This window comes from Streptomyces sp. NPDC086549 (assembly GCF_044746205.1).
Classification (GTDB): Bacteria; Actinomycetota; Actinomycetes; order Streptomycetales; family Streptomycetaceae; genus Streptomyces.
The window spans coordinates 240,829-257,369 of the sequence record NZ_JBIVBS010000014.1 but is presented as its reverse complement, the minus strand read 5'-3'; the positions used below and the strand labels follow the sequence as shown (position 1 = coordinate 257,369).

At 67.8% G+C, this 16,541-nt stretch carries 15 protein-coding genes and 3 pseudogenes; 7 read left to right on the top strand and 11 right to left on the bottom strand.

Going from position 1 to position 16,541, the window contains the following annotated elements; genetic code table 11:
* Positions 1–66: 66 nt before the first annotated feature.
* The 3 genes and pseudogenes from ACIPSA_RS36370 to ACIPSA_RS36360 all read left to right on the top strand — a co-directional run bounded on the left by ACIPSA_RS36370 (position 67) and on the right by ACIPSA_RS36360 (position 1,945).
* Entirely contained in the window at positions 67–1,032 is a 966-nt protein-coding gene (locus tag ACIPSA_RS36370; RefSeq protein WP_402642571.1) for a GlxA family transcriptional regulator, read from the top strand.
* 225 nt (positions 1,033–1,257) lie between these two features.
* A pseudogene (locus tag ACIPSA_RS36365) lies at positions 1,258–1,697 on the top strand (transposase); the annotation flags it as partial.
* 5 nt (positions 1,698–1,702) lie between these two features.
* Entirely contained in the window at positions 1,703–1,945 is a 243-nt protein-coding gene (locus tag ACIPSA_RS36360; protein ID WP_402642748.1) for a hypothetical protein, read from the top strand.
* 36 nt (positions 1,946–1,981) lie between these two features.
* Here the strand turns inward: ACIPSA_RS36360 and ACIPSA_RS36355 are convergent, their stop codons facing one another.
* The 4 genes and pseudogenes from ACIPSA_RS36355 to ACIPSA_RS36340 form a co-directional block, all read right to left on the bottom strand.
* Positions 1,982–3,091: an NAD(P)/FAD-dependent oxidoreductase gene (locus ACIPSA_RS36355; RefSeq protein ID WP_402642569.1), complete on the bottom strand. Its 1,110-nt coding sequence runs from the start codon at positions 3,089–3,091 to the stop codon at positions 1,982–1,984.
* Positions 3,092–3,360: 269 nt separating this feature from the next.
* Positions 3,361–3,455, bottom strand: a pseudogene (locus ACIPSA_RS36350) (IS5/IS1182 family transposase); the annotation flags it as partial.
* Positions 3,456–3,940: 485 nt separating this feature from the next.
* Positions 3,941–4,081: an SDR family NAD(P)-dependent oxidoreductase gene (locus tag ACIPSA_RS36345; protein WP_402642567.1), complete on the bottom strand. Its 141-nt coding sequence runs from the start codon at positions 4,079–4,081 to the stop codon at positions 3,941–3,943.
* A 74-nt stretch (positions 4,082–4,155) separates the two neighbouring features.
* The gene (locus tag ACIPSA_RS36340) at positions 4,156–5,424 is read right to left on the bottom strand and encodes an NADH:flavin oxidoreductase/NADH oxidase family protein (RefSeq protein ID WP_402642564.1); all 1,269 of its coding nucleotides are present in this window, start codon (positions 5,422–5,424) and stop codon (positions 4,156–4,158) included.
* A gap of 442 nt (positions 5,425–5,866) precedes the next feature.
* Between ACIPSA_RS36340 and ACIPSA_RS36335 the strand changes: the two genes are divergently transcribed.
* A complete protein-coding gene (locus tag ACIPSA_RS36335; RefSeq protein WP_402642562.1) occupies positions 5,867–7,450 on the top strand; it encodes a succinic semialdehyde dehydrogenase in 1,584 nt (527 codons plus the stop codon).
* A 77-nt stretch (positions 7,451–7,527) separates the two neighbouring features.
* Positions 7,528–8,457, top strand: a complete 930-nt coding sequence (locus ACIPSA_RS36330; protein WP_402642559.1) for an NAD-dependent epimerase/dehydratase family protein — start codon at positions 7,528–7,530, stop codon at positions 8,455–8,457.
* Positions 8,458–9,037: 580 nt separating this feature from the next.
* On the opposite strand, the gene ACIPSA_RS36325 is transcribed toward ACIPSA_RS36330, so the two are convergent.
* The 5 genes from ACIPSA_RS36325 to ACIPSA_RS36305 all read right to left on the bottom strand — a co-directional run bounded on the left by ACIPSA_RS36325 (position 9,038) and on the right by ACIPSA_RS36305 (position 13,242).
* A complete protein-coding gene (locus ACIPSA_RS36325; RefSeq protein ID WP_402642557.1) occupies positions 9,038–9,412 on the bottom strand; it encodes a hypothetical protein in 375 nt (124 codons plus the stop codon).
* Between the two features lie 275 nt (positions 9,413–9,687).
* The gene (locus ACIPSA_RS36320) at positions 9,688–10,602 is read right to left on the bottom strand and encodes an MsnO8 family LLM class oxidoreductase (protein ID WP_402642555.1); all 915 of its coding nucleotides are present in this window, start codon (positions 10,600–10,602) and stop codon (positions 9,688–9,690) included.
* On the bottom strand, positions 10,599–11,099 hold the full coding sequence (locus ACIPSA_RS36315; protein ID WP_402642552.1) for a hypothetical protein: 501 nt from the start codon (positions 11,097–11,099) through the stop codon (positions 10,599–10,601). The genes ACIPSA_RS36320 and ACIPSA_RS36315 overlap by 4 nt, the downstream gene beginning before the upstream one ends.
* Before the next feature lie 248 nt (positions 11,100–11,347).
* Positions 11,348–11,524 carry a hypothetical protein gene (locus ACIPSA_RS36310; RefSeq protein ID WP_402642551.1) on the bottom strand — a complete coding sequence of 59 codons (177 nt, stop codon included), beginning with the start codon at positions 11,522–11,524 and terminating at the stop codon, positions 11,348–11,350.
* Positions 11,525–12,534: 1,010 nt separating this feature from the next.
* On the bottom strand, positions 12,535–13,242 hold the full coding sequence (locus ACIPSA_RS36305) for a TetR/AcrR family transcriptional regulator (protein WP_402642549.1): 708 nt from the start codon (positions 13,240–13,242) through the stop codon (positions 12,535–12,537).
* Between the two features lie 251 nt (positions 13,243–13,493).
* Here ACIPSA_RS36305 and ACIPSA_RS36300 point away from each other — a divergent pair, with 251 nt between their 5' ends.
* Complete coding sequence (locus ACIPSA_RS36300; protein WP_402642547.1) at positions 13,494–13,913, top strand: hypothetical protein; 420 nt, start codon at positions 13,494–13,496, stop codon at positions 13,911–13,913.
* A gap of 186 nt (positions 13,914–14,099) precedes the next feature.
* Here the strand turns inward: ACIPSA_RS36300 and ACIPSA_RS36295 are convergent, their stop codons facing one another.
* Positions 14,100–14,249, bottom strand: coding sequence for a hypothetical protein (locus tag ACIPSA_RS36295; protein ID WP_402642545.1), 150 nt, complete (start codon positions 14,247–14,249; stop codon positions 14,100–14,102).
* A 375-nt stretch (positions 14,250–14,624) separates the two neighbouring features.
* On the opposite strand from ACIPSA_RS36295, the gene ACIPSA_RS36290 reads away from it, so the two are divergent.
* On the top strand, positions 14,625–15,083 hold the full coding sequence (locus ACIPSA_RS36290) for an SRPBCC family protein (RefSeq protein WP_402642543.1): 459 nt from the start codon (positions 14,625–14,627) through the stop codon (positions 15,081–15,083).
* Positions 15,084–15,327: 244 nt separating this feature from the next.
* Here the strand turns inward: ACIPSA_RS36290 and ACIPSA_RS36285 are convergent.
* Positions 15,328–15,591 (bottom strand): annotated as a pseudogene (locus ACIPSA_RS36285) (transposase); the annotation flags it as partial.
* Positions 15,592–16,541 lie beyond the last annotated feature (950 nt).

Below are 16,541 nucleotides of genomic sequence, written 5' to 3'. Positions count from 1 at the left end.
TCACTGATCGTGATCGGCGTGATGCGCCCAGCCTAGAAAGACCGATACCACCGTTACGATGGCCAGATGGACATTAATCCCAAAGATCCGGCCAAGGTCGCAGTGGTGGTGCAGCCGGACTACGTCCTGTTGGACGTAGCCGTTCCCCAGCAGGTGTTCGGCCACTGGCCGGACTACGTGACCGCCTGCTGGCCCGGCGGCGCCCCCTACGAGCTGACCTTGGTGAGTGCGGTTCCCGCGGAAAACCCGCTGGTGCCCCGCGAGGTCGAGCCGCTCGACCGGCTGGACACGGCGGACACCGTGATCGTCGCCGGAGTGCAAGACCCCACCGAGTCTCCGGACGCCGAGCTGGTCGAACGGCTGCGTGACGCATACAACCGGGGAAGCCGGATGGTGTCGATCTGCACGGGCGCCTTCGCCCTGGCTGCGGCCGGGATCCTGGACGGCCGCAGCGCCACCACCCACTGGCACTGGGCCGGCCTGCTGCGAGACCGCCACCCGTCGGTCAAGGTCAGCGAAGCGGAGCTCTACGTCGAGGACACCGGCGTCTTCACCTCCGCGGGTGTCCTCGCCGGAACCGACCTGTGCCTGCATCTCCTGCGGCTCGACCATGGTCAGGCCGCCGCGAACACGATGGCCCGCTTCCTGGTCAGCCCGCCCCACCGCGAAGGAGGACAGGCCCAGTTCATCGAGCACGTCCCGCCCGGCGGCGACTCCGAGATCACCGACGTGATCACCTGGATCCTGGAACACCTCGACGAGCCGCTCACCCTGGAGTCGGTCAGCCGGCACAGCCACATGAGCACACGAACCCTGCGCCGCAGATTCCGGGCCGTGACCGGAACGAGCGTCATGAACTGGGTGGCCGTGCAACGCGTAGCCTGCGCGCGCGAACTCCTCGAGACCACTCGCCTCGGCATCGACGACATCGCCCACCAATGCGGCTTCGGCTCCGCGGAGTCATTGCGAATCCACTTCACCGCGATGACCAGGACCAGCCCGTCGAAATATCGCCGCACCTTCGCCGCCTGACTGCTGGCTTCCGTCTCCGAACAGAGAGCCGACAGAGCCTCACGGACAGGCCCGCCATAGCCGTACCCCGCATGGGCATATTGGCGGAGAGTGTCTGATCAACGGCGGATCTGCTGATCAAGGGAGAGACGTCAAGTGAGCAAGTCGACGATCGGGCGCGAGTCCGCGAAAGTGTCGACCGGTGATGCGCTGCCGTCGGCCGCGTCAGACGAGCAGCTCGTCACGATGCTGGTCGAGCGGGCCCGCAGCGAAGGATTGCAACTGACCGGCGAGGGCGGGCTGTTGCAGATGCTGACCAAGCGGGTCCTGGAGTCCGCCCTGGAGGGCGGGATCACCGACCTTGTCGGCTATGAGAAGCACGATCCGGCCGGGAAGAACAATGGCAACAGCCGTAACGGCACCCGGGCGAAGACCGTGCTGACCGAAGTCGGGCCGGTTGAGGTGAAGTCGGGCCGGTTGAGGTGAAGGTGCCGCGTGACACTGCCGGCAGCTTCGAGCCGCAGATCGTCAATAAGCGCCAGCGCCGCCTGACCGGCGCTGATGAGATGGTGCTGTCGTTGTCCGCGAAGGGCTTCACACACGGGGAGATCTCGGCTCATCTGGCTGAGGTGTATGGCGCGGAGGTGTCCAAGCAGACCATCTCCACCATTACCGACAAAGTGGTGGCCCGGTGGGGCTTGAGCTGCGGGAACAGTGGGGCGGGCAGCCGGTGTGGGCGCGATGGGTTCTCGCGGTGTACGTGATCGGATTCGTCGAGGGAACCTGTGCTCACCTTCTCGACGTGGCCCGGGGCGGGATACATGCCTATGCGTCGTTTCAGCAGGTTGCCTTGCAGATCTTCTTCGTCAGCTTGGCGGTCCTTGATCCGCTGGTTGCCGTGCTGGTGGGGCTCGTACGGAAGGAAGGGGTCTGACCGGCAGACGCTGTGTGGTGGCGCTTGCCCGGGCTGTCACGGGGGGAACCGCTCCGGGCGGAAGTCCGCAAGCATGTCATCTCTCTTCCCGCTGAGGATCTCCGAAGCAAGCAGCTGGCCGATTACCGGCGCGAGCGTGATACCGCTGTGGGTAACGGCCTCGTAGTAGCCCGGCACAGACGGCACTGCTCCCACCGAGGGGAATCCGTCGACTGGGATGGGCCGGTCGGCTACCCGTGCCTGCGCAATGCGGGAGTTGCCGAGCTCGGGAACGACCTGCCGCGCCGATTCGTGGAGCAGCCGTGCGAGTTGCGCTGGATCTTCGCCTGTGTCGATGAGTGCGTCGATCTCGCGGCTGTGGAGGACCACCGAAGCGTCTCCGTCAGGGCGGATCTCGATGTGAGGCGCGTGCATCGCCCGGTGAACCGGGACCTGAGCACAGCCGATCCGGGTGACGACGCCGGGTTCCCGGCGCATCGGCAAGTGCCGTGCGATGAGCCCGGCGACGTGAGAGGCGCTGGGGCCCGCTGCGTTCACGACGATGTCGACGTCGAGATGGCTCCCATCGGATAGCGCAACTGCCCGGATGCTCCCGTCGGCACCGGTGCCGATGTCACAGACTGCGGTGCCGGACCGGAGCTCGGCGCCGGATGCGACGGCCTGGCCGACCAGGCGGCCGACGAGATGACGTCCGTGCACCCAGGCTTCGTCGGGGTAGAACAAGACCGGAATCTCGCCGGGCATCGTGAGAGCAGGTTCGAGGCGGCGGCGCACCTCGGCCCCCGTGTACACCTCGACCCGGTAGTCCCAGCCAGCCAGCAGTTCGGCTGTTTTCAGGAGCTTCGCTTCCGCTGCGGGATCGTCTGCCCAGCGCAGGTGGCCGCTGGGATACCACCATGAGTCTGGCCCGATGGCCCTGGCGAGCTCACGGTAGGCTGCCATGCCCGCGACGTTCAGGTCGAAGTAGGACTTGCGCGCGGTCTTGTTGCTGGCGTTGACCCACGAGAAAGACCAGTTGGTGACGCCTTCGCCTGGCTGGCCTGCGTCGATGAAGATCACCTTGGCGCCGTGCCGGGACAGGTTCCAGCCCACGCTGGCTCCGAGGATGCCCACTCCGATGACAGCAACATGTTCAGGCCGCTTCACGGACCCGATCCTCACGAACGCCCCCTTCCCAGATCACGGGCGAACTCCCGTTTCCAACTCGGGCACCTGCAGTCCTCTCGTCGTACGGCAGGTAGACGACGATCACGCTAGCCAGCAACGCAGACACCTACACCCGAACACGGGACTTCGGCCGGAACCCGAGCTCACCGAGACCGACCACCCGCCGTTCGACTTCAAGATCACCCCACGGTCCCTTTTGGGCCCACTGCGGCTATACCCCTACAAGGTCCACGGAATGTGAAACAGGCACTGATGGCGGCCCGGGATATGAGCGCCTCCGAGTGCTGCACGAGCCGCTCATAGTCGCGGGCATGACCCAGGGCAGGGACCTCTCGCCAACCCAGAGGGACCCCTGCCAGAACTGACCGATCCCGCACTCAACCCCGTGCGCCCACCCCCGCGGGTGGGCGTTGGTGTGTCTCGTGAGACACACATCAGCCTGGAGAATCCTGACTGCGGTGGCCGAGACGGCGAAGGTCTGCTGAGCGGGTGCCAGTGGGCTGGAGGTCCGCGTACGCGTGGAGGCGGCGCCCACGGTGCCGTCAGCGAGTGTCCTGGCCGGGGCGGCGGGCTGGGCCGGGGTGGTCCGGCGGAGCAGCGGATTGGACCTGACCTGCGCAGCTGCGTGACGCGCATGCACGCCACGTCAGTGCATGGCTGTAGCGCTCACGTCGCCATTCGCTCTGCAGTTGGGAACCTCGCCCGGCTTTTCAGCGTGGCGCGCCCGTCGTGGTTTGTCCGGGGTGTACAGCAGGACACATGTGCGGGCAGTGCCGCCCGCGGGCAGGCCGAGTGATCAATGGCGCGCGGGGCGCATGAGGAGCTGGCTCAGAGACCGGTGCCGACCGGATTGCGGTCGACACCGGCCACGACGGCTCCTTCCTCGGTGAGCAGACGGGCGATGGCTTGCCCGATGCCTGAGGCGGCGCCGGTGACGACCACTACCTTGTCGGTCAGTTGCAGATCCATGGTGTTCTCCTTGAGGGCGAGGTCAGCGATTCCGGGCGGCTCGCCGCGGCACGTGAGCCGGGGGGATTTTGCGGTCAGCTTGGCGCCAGCTGAGGCAGCACGAGGTCCCGGGCCGTGGTGAGGAGCGCGATGACGAGGGCGATGGCGGGACCACGATCGGGGCGAACGGCCTTGCCACGGCCCAGGCGGGCGATCTGCTGCTGGTGCCAGGCGCTGTTGAGGAGGTCGTCGATGTTCTTGTGGCCGAGGGTCTTCGGCGTCACCAGGCTCTTCTCGGCGGTTCCGTCCAGGAGACGCTGCGGCAGGTCCGGCTCGTAGGTGATGGGGCGTGCCAGTCCGACGACGTCGACCGCACCGCTGTCCAGCGCGTCGTTCATGCCTTGCCGGCTGCGGAATCCGCCCGTCAGCATGAGTGGCACCGACACCTCCTGGGAGAATCGCTCAGCGAACTCAAGGAAGTAGGCCTCCCGTTTACGGGTCGACTCCCGCTGCGGCGCGCCCGAGACCATGGCGGCGCTCTCGAACGTTCCGCCGGAGATCTCCAACAGGTCGATGCCCTCCTCCTCCAGGGCCCGGGCGACGGCCAGGGAGTCCTCGGAGTCGAAGCCACCACGCTGGAAGTCGGCGGAATTCAGCTTGACCACGATCAGGAACTGGTCCGAGGTTGCCGCCCGGACCTCGCGCACCGTCTCGATGAGCAGCCGCATGCGGTTCTCCAGCGAGCCGCCCCAGCGGTCGGTGCGCTGGTTGACCAGCGGCGACAGGAACTGGTTGAACAGGTAGCCGTGTGCGGCATGGATCTCTACGCCGTGGAAGCCGGCATCGGCGGCGACCTTGGCGGCGCGGGCGAAGCGGCCGATGATCGCGGTGACTTCCGCGTCGGACAGCGCGCGAGGCGACCGGAACAACGCGTTGCCGCCCACGCCGAGGGGCACCGCGGAGGAGCTCACAACGTCCTGCCGACGCCCGGGCAAGGCGTTGCCGCGCATCGTCTGCCGCCCAGGGTGTGACAGTTGAAGGACGAACTTAGCGTCGGTGCCCTCGGTCACAGAGGCCCAACGGCGCAGTTCCTCATGGTGTCGACCGTCCTCGATGACCACGTTGCGCGGCGCTTCGAGCGCCGCACCGTCGACCATCACGTTGCCGCTGATCAACAACCCGGTGCCGGAGAGCGCCAGTGCCCGGTAGGCCGTGATGAGCTGATTGGTGGGCGCCCCGTGACGGTCCGCCAGATGCTCACTGGTCGCGGCCTTCGCAAGCCGGTTCGGCAGCGTGATGCCACTTCGCAGGGTCAGCGGGTTGGACAGCGCATTGAGCCTGCCTCCCGCTCGGTTCTCGGTCATTTGATGTCCCATCCTTATGAACTGTACAACGTACATGAACGCCGTACAGGTGAACATGTACGGCGTACGGCTGTCAAGGCGGTGGGGGCGATCCTGGCGCGCGGCCGGTCATAGCGTGTCCGGCGCGACCCGATCCCCACCGCGAAGGTCTGCACTCGGACCAAGATCCGGTCGGCGTTCATCGCGACCATGAACTCCGCCCCCGCGACCAACAAGGCCGCCCCTCATCCCGCACTTCAGGGCGTCCGGCCACCGGCCGTCCCCGCTGCCACCGCAGCGCTGGCGACGGCCTCGCGATCGAGCCTCCCCCGCAAAGCGCCGCCTTTCGCTTGACGCCTGTACGTTGTACATGTTTGCCTGTACAACGTCCATGTACATCGCATGGTGCACCGTGTCGGTGCAAACGCCATGGCATGGACGGAATCCTGTTTGGAGGTGACCGATGAGACAGTCCTTGGAGAGTCGAAGGAGTACTTCCGCTGTCGGCGCGGGACGGCCGGATGCCCCACTGGTCCGGAGGCTGACGGCAGGAGTCGTGGCCAGCGGCGAGCCCGTGGCCACGACGGCCCCGTTCACCGGCGACACGCTCGCCGTTCTCCCTCAGTCCACGGCGGCGGATGTTGCAGCTGCCTTCGCCGCTGCGCGCGAGGCCCAGCGCAGTTGGGCGGCCCTGCCGGCACGTCGCAGAGCTGAGCCCTTCCTGCGGCTCCATGACCTCATGCTGTCCCGCCGGAACGAGATCCTCGATCTGCTCCAGTGGGAGAACGGCAAGGCTCGCCACCACGCCTTCGAGGAACTGATGGAAGCGGCGTCGTCGACCCTGTACGCCGCCCGGCAGGCCCCGAAGGTCCTGCGGCCCCATCGCAGGCAAGGAGCCTTCCCCCTGCTCACCCAGGCGGTCGAGACACCTCACCCGAAGGGCGTCGTAGGCATCATCACGCCGTGGAACTACCCCCTTGCCCTCGGCATGGACGTGATCCCGGCCCTGCTGGCCGGCAACGCGGTGGTCCACAAGCCCGACAACCAGACCGCGCTGTCCAGCCTCTGGCCCCGCGCGCTGCTCCAGGAGCTGGGCCTTCCCGCAGACCTGTGGCAGGTGGTGTTGGGGCGCTCGAAAGTGGTTGGGGGGCCCATGATGGAGCACGCCGACTTCATCGGCTTCACCGGCTCCACGGCCGTCGGCCGCACGATCGCCGAACAGGCCGGTCGACGCCTGATCGGCTGCTCCCTCGAACTCGGCGGCAAGAACCCGCTCCTGGTGCTGGCCGATGCCGACCTCGACCACACCGTGGAGGCCGCCGTTCGAGCCTGCTTCGCAAGCTCCGGACAGCTGTGCGTATCGGTCGAGCGCATCTACGTCCACTCTTCGCTGTACGAGCAGTTCGTCACACGCTTCGGCGCACGCGTCCGGGCCATGAAGCTGGGGGCGCAGCTGGACTTCACGGCTGACATGGGCTCACTCACCTCCCAGGGGCAGTTGGACCGGATCAGCAGCCAGGTCGAGGAGGCCCGCGCCGCAGGTGCGACCGTCGTGGCGGGCGGCCGGGCACGTCCGGACCTCGGCCCCTTCTTCTACGAGCCGACCGTGCTCACCGGCGTCACCCCTGAGGTGCCGCTGTGGCGGGACGAGACATTCGGGCCGGTGGTGTCCGTCTACCCGTTCGAGAGCGAGGAGGAGGCGGTGCGCGCTGCCAACGACTCCGTCTACGGGCTCAATGCCAGCGTCTTCAGCCGCGACGTCCGCCGAGCCCGCCGGATCGCCGCCCGAATCGAAGCGGGCACCGTGAACATCAACGAGGGCTACGCCTCCGCATACGCCTCCCAGGGCGCCCCGATGGGCGGCATGAAGGACTCCGGCCTCGGACGCCGCCACGGCCGGGCAGGCCTCCTCAAGTACACGGAACCCCAGAACGTGTCCAGCCAGCACCTGCTCGGCTTCGACCCCCCAGCCCGGATGAGCAAGGCCGGCTACGCCGAACTGCTCACCGCGTCACTGCGCACCCTCAAGACCCTGCGCGTACGGTGAGTTACTTCCAGTAGGCGCCGACCGTGCGGGACACCCCCTGTCCCATCGCACTCCACCCCCCACCAAGAGAGACGATCATGAAGGTACTCATCACCGGCGCGACCGGCTACATCGGCCGGGCGGTCGCCCAGCGACTGCTCACCGCTCGGCACGACGTCACCGGCCTGGTCCGCAACGAACTCGGCATACGCACACTGACCAGGGCCGGCATCGAGCCCGTGCACGGTGCACTCGACGACGCGGACTCGCTCCACGCTGCGGTGGAAGGCGCGGACGCTGTCATCGAGACCGCGAGCGCCGACCACCCCGCGTCCACCGCCACTCTGCTGAAGGCCATCGCCGGCACCGGAAAGCGCTTCATCAGGACCAGCGGCACCGGCATCTACACCGACCTCGCCGGGGGAGAGCCCACCGGCATCGTCCACACCGAGGACGACGGTTACACCCCCATCCCCCCGCTGGCGCCCCGCTACAGCCTGGACGTCATGATGCAGGAAGCCGCACAGGCCGGCGAGCACACCATCGTGCTGCGCCCCTCCATGATCTACGGCTACGGCGGCAGCGAGCAGCTTCCCATGATGCTCCACGCCTCCCTGCGCGACGGCGTGAGCCGCTACCTCGGCCGCGGCCTGAACCGGTACGGCAACGTCTATCTCGATGACCTGGCCGACGCCTACCTGCTCGCGCTGGAACACGCCCCCGCCGGCAGCGTCTACAACCTCGCCGCCGACGAGTGCGACTTCCGTCGCATCGCGGAGGCCATCGCGAAACTGTTCGGCTTCGGGAGCGCCGTCTCGGCCACCGAGGAGGAGTTCGCCCAGGCCCTCGGCTTCTTGCCGGCCGCCGGCCTGGGCAGCAACAGCCGGGTGGACTCGACCAAGGCGCGCACCGAACTGGGCTGGGCGCCGCAGGGCCCGTCGCTGCTCGACGAGCTCGTCCACGGTTCGTACCGCCGTATCTGGGGGCCCAAGGGCTCCACCGTCAACCCCGGACAGCCGACCACATGACCGAGGTGCCCTGACACGTCATGGCCGGCCGCCGTGATCCCGAGCAGGCCAGCACATTGCCTTCCGGCCCGGAGCGACAAGGGGTGTCCCTCGTTCCTGGCCGGAAGGCATTTGTGCGAGGAGCATCATGCGGCAGCACGGGGAGACCGTGCGGACAAGATCTCGTATCAGGTGGTCCGCGGGTATGTGGCCACGCGCCGCCGGGGGATCCGGGTCCAGGCCGACCGGGGTGTGGTGGAGGCGTTCGTCCCCACAGGGCCACCAGCCCGGGGCGGAGTCGGAGATCGACTTCGGGGACGTGACGGCGAGGTTGACCGGCGAGCCGGTGACCTGCTGCCTGTTCGCGTTCCGGCAGTCCCGCTCGGGTGAGGCAGTCCACCTGATCTTCACGTCGGCCGTCAGGAGACATTCTTCGAGGGCCACCTCCACGCTTTCCCCGTGCTGGGCCGGGTGCCGACCGGGAAGGTCCGCAACGACAACCTCCGGGTTGCGGTCGCCCGGGTTCTGGTCTTTCTCCCGGCAGCGAGGGGAGGCGGAGCGCTGGACCGCGTTCCGCTCGCACTTGCGGCCTGGATGCCTTCTACTGCCGGCCCGAAATCCGCGGCGCCCACGAGAAGGGCGGGGTCGAGGGCCAGATCGGGCGGTTGCGCCGCAACCAGCTCGTCCCCGTCCCGGAGTCGACACCCTCGCCCAGCTCAACACGATGACTGACGACGGAGAGCACCGCGAAGAACATCGCGCCCCTGCCATTGGGGTCGTAGATGCCGGTGAGCGGGCCGGTGAGGAGTTCGAGCTGGACGCCGTCGCACGGGAGTTGGGCGGACGGCGTCATCGGCTCGGCAGCGTCGCGGGCCAGGTGCGTGAGCTCGTGGCTGGTGAAGATGACCGGCCCCTCGGGCGCGGGCTCCTTGGACTGGCGTGCCGCCGCCAGCGCCTTCTCCAGGTCGGGCCGCATCCGGAAAGCTCCGGTCTCAAGTCCACAGCCCGGATGCTGTCCGTCGATGCCGACACGCCCCAGCCGAGTCCTCCGGGTGCTGCCAGTTCGGATCGACAACTCTGGACACTTCGATCAAGAACCGTTGCCGGGCCCCATCGATGTTCGCTCTCCGCTCTCACCTACGAAGGCACTGGGTCGAGCAGGCATGGGCCGACCGCCGTGATGTGACTCGATGAGCGCCTGTACATCAGACGTTCCCTGTGTCCTCTGGCCGACATGACGGCGGTGGGTACCTAAGCCGGGGCGAGCTGGAAGGCCTCCGCCAGAAGCTCGTACGAGCGCAGCCGGTCGACCGGGTCGTGGGTGAGCGTGTTGACGATGATCTCGTCGACCCGGTGGGCATGGGCGAGTCGGGTGAGCTCAGCCTTGACCTGTTTGGGGGTGCCGGCCACCAGCTGCTGGCTGCTGCGGCAGGCTCGCGCGTGTTCCTCAACGCTCCATCTATGGCTGCGCACCGTGGTGGACGAGGGGAACGGTTCGTTATGGCCGAGGTCCTTGCGACTGCGCCAGAGCAGGAAGCCGGCGGTCAGCTCTCGGGCCTTGGCTTCGGTCTCCGCTACGACCGCCCGTACCGCGAGTGCGCTCTGTGCGGGGGCATGCCGCGTACTGTCCTGGAATGCGTCCAGTGCGGCTGTACTCAGCCGTGGGCTCAGGAAGTGAGCAAAGGCGTAGCGGGTTCCGAGGGCGCCGGCGAGCCGGGCGGATCCGCTGCCGGCACCGAGCAGCCAGACGGCCGGCGGGGTGTAGCCGGGGTAGGGCTTGCCGAGGAGATCGATGACTTCGGCGAACCTGTGCGGAAAGTCCCGCGCGATGCCCCCCGCCCGACCGATGCCGAGGTCGACGCGCCCCGGGTGGAGTGCCCCCAGGACGCGGAAGACTTCGGCGACCTTGAGCGGCTCGTAACGCGGCAGGAGCACACCGCCCGAGCCGATACGCAGTCGGCGGGTGTGCTCGAGGAGGCTGGCAACCATGATCTCTGGGGCGGTTCCGGCGAAGCTTGCAGCGCCGTGGTGTTCGGCGACCCAGAAGCGGTGGTATCCGAGGCCGTCGGCGCTCCGGGCGAGCTGGCGGGTGGCGGTGAGCGCCTCAGCCGGTGCTCCGCCGGCCGGGATCGGGGACTGGTCGAGGATCGACAGGCGCAGGCTCATGAGGCGCGCCCGCGAATGGTGGCCGGGATGATCCGGTAGTCGCGCTGGAAGACGAGATTGTGCAGCTCAGCGGAGGCGATGGCACGCAGCGTGGGGAATTCTGCGGCCGCCTGCTCGGGTGTGAACGCGTTCAGCGGCCAGTCTCCCACGGTGCCGCCGCGCAGGTGCGGGTGGTGGAATCCGGTGCCGTAGAAGGCATGGAGGATGATCGGGTTGACGCCTGCGACCCGCTGCTCGGGCCAGGTCAGCGCCCAGATCGCTTCTGTGCCGCCTTTGGATTTCCGGGCGCCGGTGGCGATGACCTCCCCGGCCCCGAGGAGCAGGTGGGCGTTGACCTCATCAAGTGCCTGGCGGGCGTAGGGGTCGAGCAGCTCAACCGTGGCGGCGAAGAGCTCTTCCTTGTCCCGACGGGAGACCGCGTCTCCGTGGGTGCCGTCGCGGAGGTCGGCGAAGTGCCTCAGCAGTGCGGCGGCGTGTGCAGGGTCGGCGTCGTACATGAGGAGGTCCTCCTGGTTGGGGTGGCGTTGTCTTGTGCCTTGAACAGAGGCGAGCCCCAAGTTCCCGGCCGTTGTCACGGCACGTCATGGCTGCTGGCACCCGGAGGAAGCGGCTGCGATGGTTGGGGGCGACGTTTCCCTGGGCGGGATCGGCGCAGCCCTTGGGACCGCTGGACCGTCTCGTCAGGCTGTCGCTGCGGCCTCGGCGATCTGCTCCGCGCTGGGTGCGAGCTTGAGAGAGGTCGGAGTCACCAGAACGTTGGGGAGGGCGAAGCCCCGCCGGGATCCCAGCAGGTCCGCAGCCCCCTCAGCTGCAGGGAGCCGCCGAAAAACCGGGTGCAGGTACTGATCACCCACTGCAGACCGTCGGCGGAGAAGTTCAGGTCCGCCTGGTAGCGGGACCGTCCGACTTTCACGATCGTCACGTGAAGCACCACGATGACATGGGCTGGAGCCGGAACGGCCAAGTTGACTCAGGGGCTTCGTCGCATGGCTCGCCTCCAGAATCGGCAGAACTGCCACGTACCCATACAGCATACATGTACAAAGTACATTTACTAATGTTCGACCCTGGCTCGGTCGGCCTGAGAGGCCGGGTTGATCGGACAGGAGGCTGACCGGGCGACTCGGTTTCGCCGATCCTGCTCCTTGCGGGCGACACGAAGCGCGTCTACTTGTCGGCAGCCGGGTTCGGCTTGCGATCACGCATTCCGGCCGACGCCTCGCATCGGTCGACCTTCGGACCGGGCGGTGCCCGTGTGGCCGGTGCCCAGTCGCTCGGCATCCGGCCAAGGTCCGGACGGGGAGCGACCGCAGGGGTCCGCTGGGACCACCCGGCGCCATTCACCATCGCCCGCCGAACACAGGACAGTTGACACATGTATGAAGTACGGCTCGGCGCCCCGGCGTGCGGGTGGCGGTGCTCCCCTGGAGTCGGAGACACACCCGCTACCGGCGTGGCCCATGGAGCATGTACCGAGTTCATCGCGTTGACGGTCGCGGTCCGGGCCCACCGCAAGGTGAGCTTTGATGAGCCCACCTGGCAGGCGCCATGGAGGCAAGGTGGGCGGGCACAGCCCTCTGGCCCGGGCGCCGATCGTGGAACCGCGGTCGGCGCCTGGGAGCCGAGCCGGCAGCTCGACGACGGCGCGCGTGTCCCCCGGAAAGCCCGAGGCCGACCTGGCCGCCCAAGAGGCCCGCGCGGAGCGCTCAGCCACCGCCCGCAGATGACCAGGCGCCGTTCATCGGAAGCCGGGTGCGGCAACGGGGCGGCCGGCAGCCCGACCCCGTTGAGCGGTCGGCGCGGCAAGAATGCCACCACGCAAGGAGGTTGGGCTGCCGCGCTACGCGCACCTCTGGAGCGGGATCGCACCGACGCAGGCCCCGCCCGGCACCGGCGGAACGGCCCGGCAGCACGCTGCGTGGCGCGCCGTTGTCAGGAAGCCGCCTCAGCCTCGGCCTTCGCGGGCTCGGTGGCGATTCCGCTGATGCCCGTGATCAGCATGTCCAGGCCCAGGCTGTAGTAGGCATCTGGGCTCGCGCAGGCCGCCAGGGCGCCGGCTGAGGCGACGATATTGGGGTAGCGGCGCGGGGACAGTGCGCCGAGCGAGGCCGCCCTGACGCGGATGGCATCCTCATGGGCCTCCTCGTCGTCGCCGTGCCGCTGGCCGGGCTCGCTCGTAACGAGGGTGACGACCGCGCTCAGGAGGTAACTGCCGATCTCGGCGGCATGCTCCGGCGAGAACCCGGCCTGCCTCAGATGGGAGAGGGTGCGCTCGGCAACGTTCAGACCCGCCTCCGAGGTGAGAATGCGAGTGGTCACCAGCCCGGCCACCGCCGGGTGGGGTCGCAGGGCGGCCAGAAGTGCCTCCAGCACCCCTCGCAGCTGCTCAGGCCAAGGCTCCGCACTCACTGGCGGCAGGTCGACGCCAGTGAAAAGGCGTTCGGCAATGCCATCCAGGAGTTGATCCTTCTCCTTGAAGTGCCAGTACAACGCCATCGGCGACACGCCGTGATCCTTGGCGAGGCGGCGGATGGTGACCGCCTCCAGGCCCTCGGCATCCGCCAGCGCCACAGCACCGTCAGCGATGGCCTCGCGAGTGAGCCTCTCGCGCGTCCGCCCATCGCTCGCAGTCTTCTTCATGGTTGACAACTATACTCTGTACATGTTCACCTGTACATCGGCCATGTACGCCGTATGGTCGTGGCGGGTCACAGGAGGGGTCGGCGCCCGTTCGCCATAGGCGGATCCGAGGCAACCAGCGGGTTCCACCAAGGCGCGCCTCCGGCCGGATCGGCCGGAGAGGAGCCGCACCGCCCAACGAAGTCACATGCGGCACATAGAGGCGGATGTGGCCAACGAAGACATCACCATCAACGCCCAGCAGAGGACACATGACCGAGATGACTCAACCGCGCACGTCACCGCTGGCCGGTGAACTCATCGCGGAGAACTTCGACGGATGGAGCCCGCAGCTTCGACAGGAGTTCGTCGACAACGCCCACAACCACCAGGTCGGCTCCGTCCTGCTGTCGGAAACCGACGAGGTGAAGGTATGGAGCATCCGACTGGCCCCAGGCGGACGAGTACCTGCCCACCGGCATGTTCTCGACTACTTCTGGACCGCCCTCACCGACGGGTCCAGCGTGCAGCACACCGACGACGGTACGACCCGACGGGTCTCTTACCGGGCCGGCGATACCCGCCACTTCACCTTCCCCGACGGCGAGTACATCCTTCACGATCTGTACAACGACGGACCGACCGAGCTGGCCTTTCTCACGGTGGAGCACAAGCGCCGACCCCACCTTTGAAAAGGTGCGGCACCGGTGGGGACGACCCGCGGCCACCGCATCGCTCGCCGCTCGGCGAAAACCTGCAGCCGACGCTTGGCGCCGTCGCCGCCGGCCCAGATCCCTAGGATCTCGCGGGTAGCGACCGCGGCGGCCAGGACGAAGCAGATGCGATCGCCCGGTTCGTGAGCTGGTGGTTGCGGACCTTCACGGCACCGGCAGGCCGGTGCTCCAGAAGCCGGCGCCCATGCCGTCCGGGACAGTCAGGCCGTCCTGCAACACCTGGGGGCAAAGTTCGTCGACGGCACTCTCCGTGCAGCCGCCGAAGACTGAGCCGATCGTCGCGAGCCTTGTCATCGGGAACCGCGGAACCGGACATGCCGGTCGTAGTAATCCGCTCCGAGTTCGCTGGCAGACCACGCCATCATGCAGGACGTGCCGTAGGGCGAAACCGTGGAACTTCCCTCCGGCCCGGCCACGTTTCACCTTCAAGTAAGCAACCTGCCGCGAGGACTTGGAGCTGAGTCGGGGCCGCGCCCTCGCAGTGCCGCTCGCCTGGCGACACGCCTGGTGGCGCCGTACGGTCGAGGCGCCGCCACGACAGGACGGGCGGCGTGGCCCCTGCCTTCCTTCGCGCGTGCACTGAGCAGTACCCCCGTCGGCCCAGCGGTCTGGCCGACGTTTTCCGAAGGGGCCGCGGGCGCGTTGCGGCTCAAGCGATGAGGAGTGTCCATGTCAGGAAAGTTTGAAGCGACGGTCGAGGTCGATCGGCCTGTTGAGGCAGTGTTCGGCTACCTCGCCGATGGACGCAACGATCCGCAGTTCAGCCCCCGCGTGCTCAGGATCGAGCGGGTTCCCGACGCCCCGACCACCGTGGGTACGGTCTTCCGGAGCACAGTCAAGGACGCCGGGATGAAGACCGCCAGGGAGTTCCGCATCACCGTCCTCGAGGCCCCGGTGAAGGTGCGGTGGGCCGAGGTGTCGAAGAACAGCGTGACGGTACGCGAAGGAGGCTACGACCTGGAGCCGCTGGCCGGCGGCAGGACCCGGGTCCGTATCTTCAACGTTCTGGAAGGCCACGGGCTGGGCAAGCTCCTCGTCGGCCTCGCACTCGTCGCCGCCCGCAAGGACGCCGAGGCCTTCGGCGCCCGGATCAAGGCAGCAGCCGAGGCGGCGATCGATACGCGCTGACACCTCTCAGACGGGCCCGCCGGTTCCGGGGTTCCGCAGAAGTCCGCTTGCCTAGATACGCAAAGCGTGCCTTGACCTGCAGATTCACTGTCGGCTGTCCGAATCGTCCGTGCCTCTGGGCGTCGACGTCTTCGCTGGTCAGCGCGTTGGCAAGAGGGCCGTGCTCCCCGCCGATTCCGCAAGAAGTGGTGGTGTTTGGTCATGCTTTGCTCATATTTGCGGGTCACCCTCACCAGGGAGCAGCGATGGGCAGGGGGCCGATGGAGGCCGGCTGGTCGACCACGACGAGCACGGTGCCGAGTTTGGCCTGCAATTTGCCGAAGACCTCGCGGAGTTCGGGCTCGCTGTTGGCGAGCCGCTTGTCGAAGGCCTTCTTCCCGGTGGGGGTGATGGCGGTGGCGTGGTGTTCGCCCGTGCCGACGTCCAGGCCGAGGAAGAGGCCGATGTCGCTGGTGTCGATCACGTGCCCTCTCCGGTTGTACGGGGCCACGGTTGGAGGAGCAGGCATCCCTGACGCTGTATGAGGTGCCCGACCGGGATGGTTCGCGCGCTTACTACCGCTATTGGCTTCCGGCGGCGAAGTACGGATCGGCCCGCGATGTGTATGTGCCCGACAGCACGCTGCGCTCGGTCATGGACTACATCGAGATCGACCGGGCGGAAGCGGTCGAACGGGCCCGGATCACAGGCCGGTACGAGCGCATCCGAAACGCCCTGGTTATCGAGGACCCGGTCCGCCCACGGGTGCACTGGCAGGGCCGGTGGCGGGGAATCGAGGAGTTGCGGCCGCCGGAGCGCCGCCGACTTCTGATCCATACGGCCAGAGGGCTTGAACCGGCAGCCCTGTGGTTATCCGAGGAGGGCATGCCGCTGACGCTGCACACGTGGAAGTACGTCTTCCAGGAGGCGAGCCGGCGCTGCCGGAGCCTGGGGGTGAAGATCCACTGCCACTCGTACGTGACCGCCTGGCCCGCCGCCGCGACGAGATCGGCACCTTCCTCAACAAGACTCTTCCGGCGAATGCCTCCGAGGGCTCCACATGGGACGGCACAGCCTGACCGCGCAAGCCGTCGAAGCCGCGGTCGACACCCTGCTGCGAGAAGCCGAGGACTGACCACGGGCCACCGTCTCCGCTTTCACCCGCCACCTGCAGGTCAACCGCCAGACCCTCTACCGCGACTTCCCTGGCCAGATCACCCGCCTGCAAACACAGCAGCCCCTCGACTCCGCTGCCCCGCCACGCCCACGCGACACCACCACCGACCGCGCCACCATCGCCCGCCTGGGGCGGGACAAGGAAAACCTCACCCGCCACCTGCACATCTACGAAGACCACATCCGGCGCCTCACCACGGAGAACGCATCCCTGCGCACAGGCCTGGAAGCCCACAGCGACTTCGCCGTCATCCGCCCCACGGCACAGCAATCCGAGGTGTGACGGCACAACAGCACACCGAT

What these genes read in the sequence shown, in the direction of transcription:
- ACIPSA_RS36320 (WP_402642555.1), bottom strand. Translation starts at nt 10,602, where the DNA reads ATGAGCCTGCGCCTGTCGATCCTCGACCAGTCCCCGATCCCGGCCGGC.
- ACIPSA_RS36340 (WP_402642564.1), bottom strand. Translation starts at nt 5,424, where the DNA reads ATGACCGAGAACCGAGCGGGAGGCAGGCTCAATGCGCTGTCCAACCCG.
- ACIPSA_RS36370 (WP_402642571.1), top strand. Translation starts at nt 67, where the DNA reads ATGGACATTAATCCCAAAGATCCGGCCAAGGTCGCAGTGGTGGTGCAG.
- ACIPSA_RS36330 (WP_402642559.1), top strand. Translation starts at nt 7,528, where the DNA reads ATGAAGGTACTCATCACCGGCGCGACCGGCTACATCGGCCGGGCGGTC.
- ACIPSA_RS36315 (WP_402642552.1), bottom strand. Translation starts at nt 11,099, where the DNA reads ATGTACGACGCCGACCCTGCACACGCCGCCGCACTGCTGAGGCACTTC.
- ACIPSA_RS36345 (WP_402642567.1), bottom strand. Translation starts at nt 4,081, where the DNA reads ATGGATCTGCAACTGACCGACAAGGTAGTGGTCGTCACCGGCGCCGCC.
- ACIPSA_RS36335 (WP_402642562.1), top strand. Translation starts at nt 5,867, where the DNA reads ATGAGACAGTCCTTGGAGAGTCGAAGGAGTACTTCCGCTGTCGGCGCG.
- ACIPSA_RS36290 (WP_402642543.1), top strand. Translation starts at nt 14,625, where the DNA reads ATGTCAGGAAAGTTTGAAGCGACGGTCGAGGTCGATCGGCCTGTTGAG.
- ACIPSA_RS36295 (WP_402642545.1), bottom strand. Translation starts at nt 14,249, where the DNA reads ATGACAAGGCTCGCGACGATCGGCTCAGTCTTCGGCGGCTGCACGGAG.
- ACIPSA_RS36305 (WP_402642549.1), bottom strand. Translation starts at nt 13,242, where the DNA reads ATGAAGAAGACTGCGAGCGATGGGCGGACGCGCGAGAGGCTCACTCGC.
- ACIPSA_RS36300 (WP_402642547.1), top strand. Translation starts at nt 13,494, where the DNA reads ATGACCGAGATGACTCAACCGCGCACGTCACCGCTGGCCGGTGAACTC.
- ACIPSA_RS36325 (WP_402642557.1), bottom strand. Translation starts at nt 9,412, where the DNA reads ATGCGGCCCGACCTGGAGAAGGCGCTGGCGGCGGCACGCCAGTCCAAG.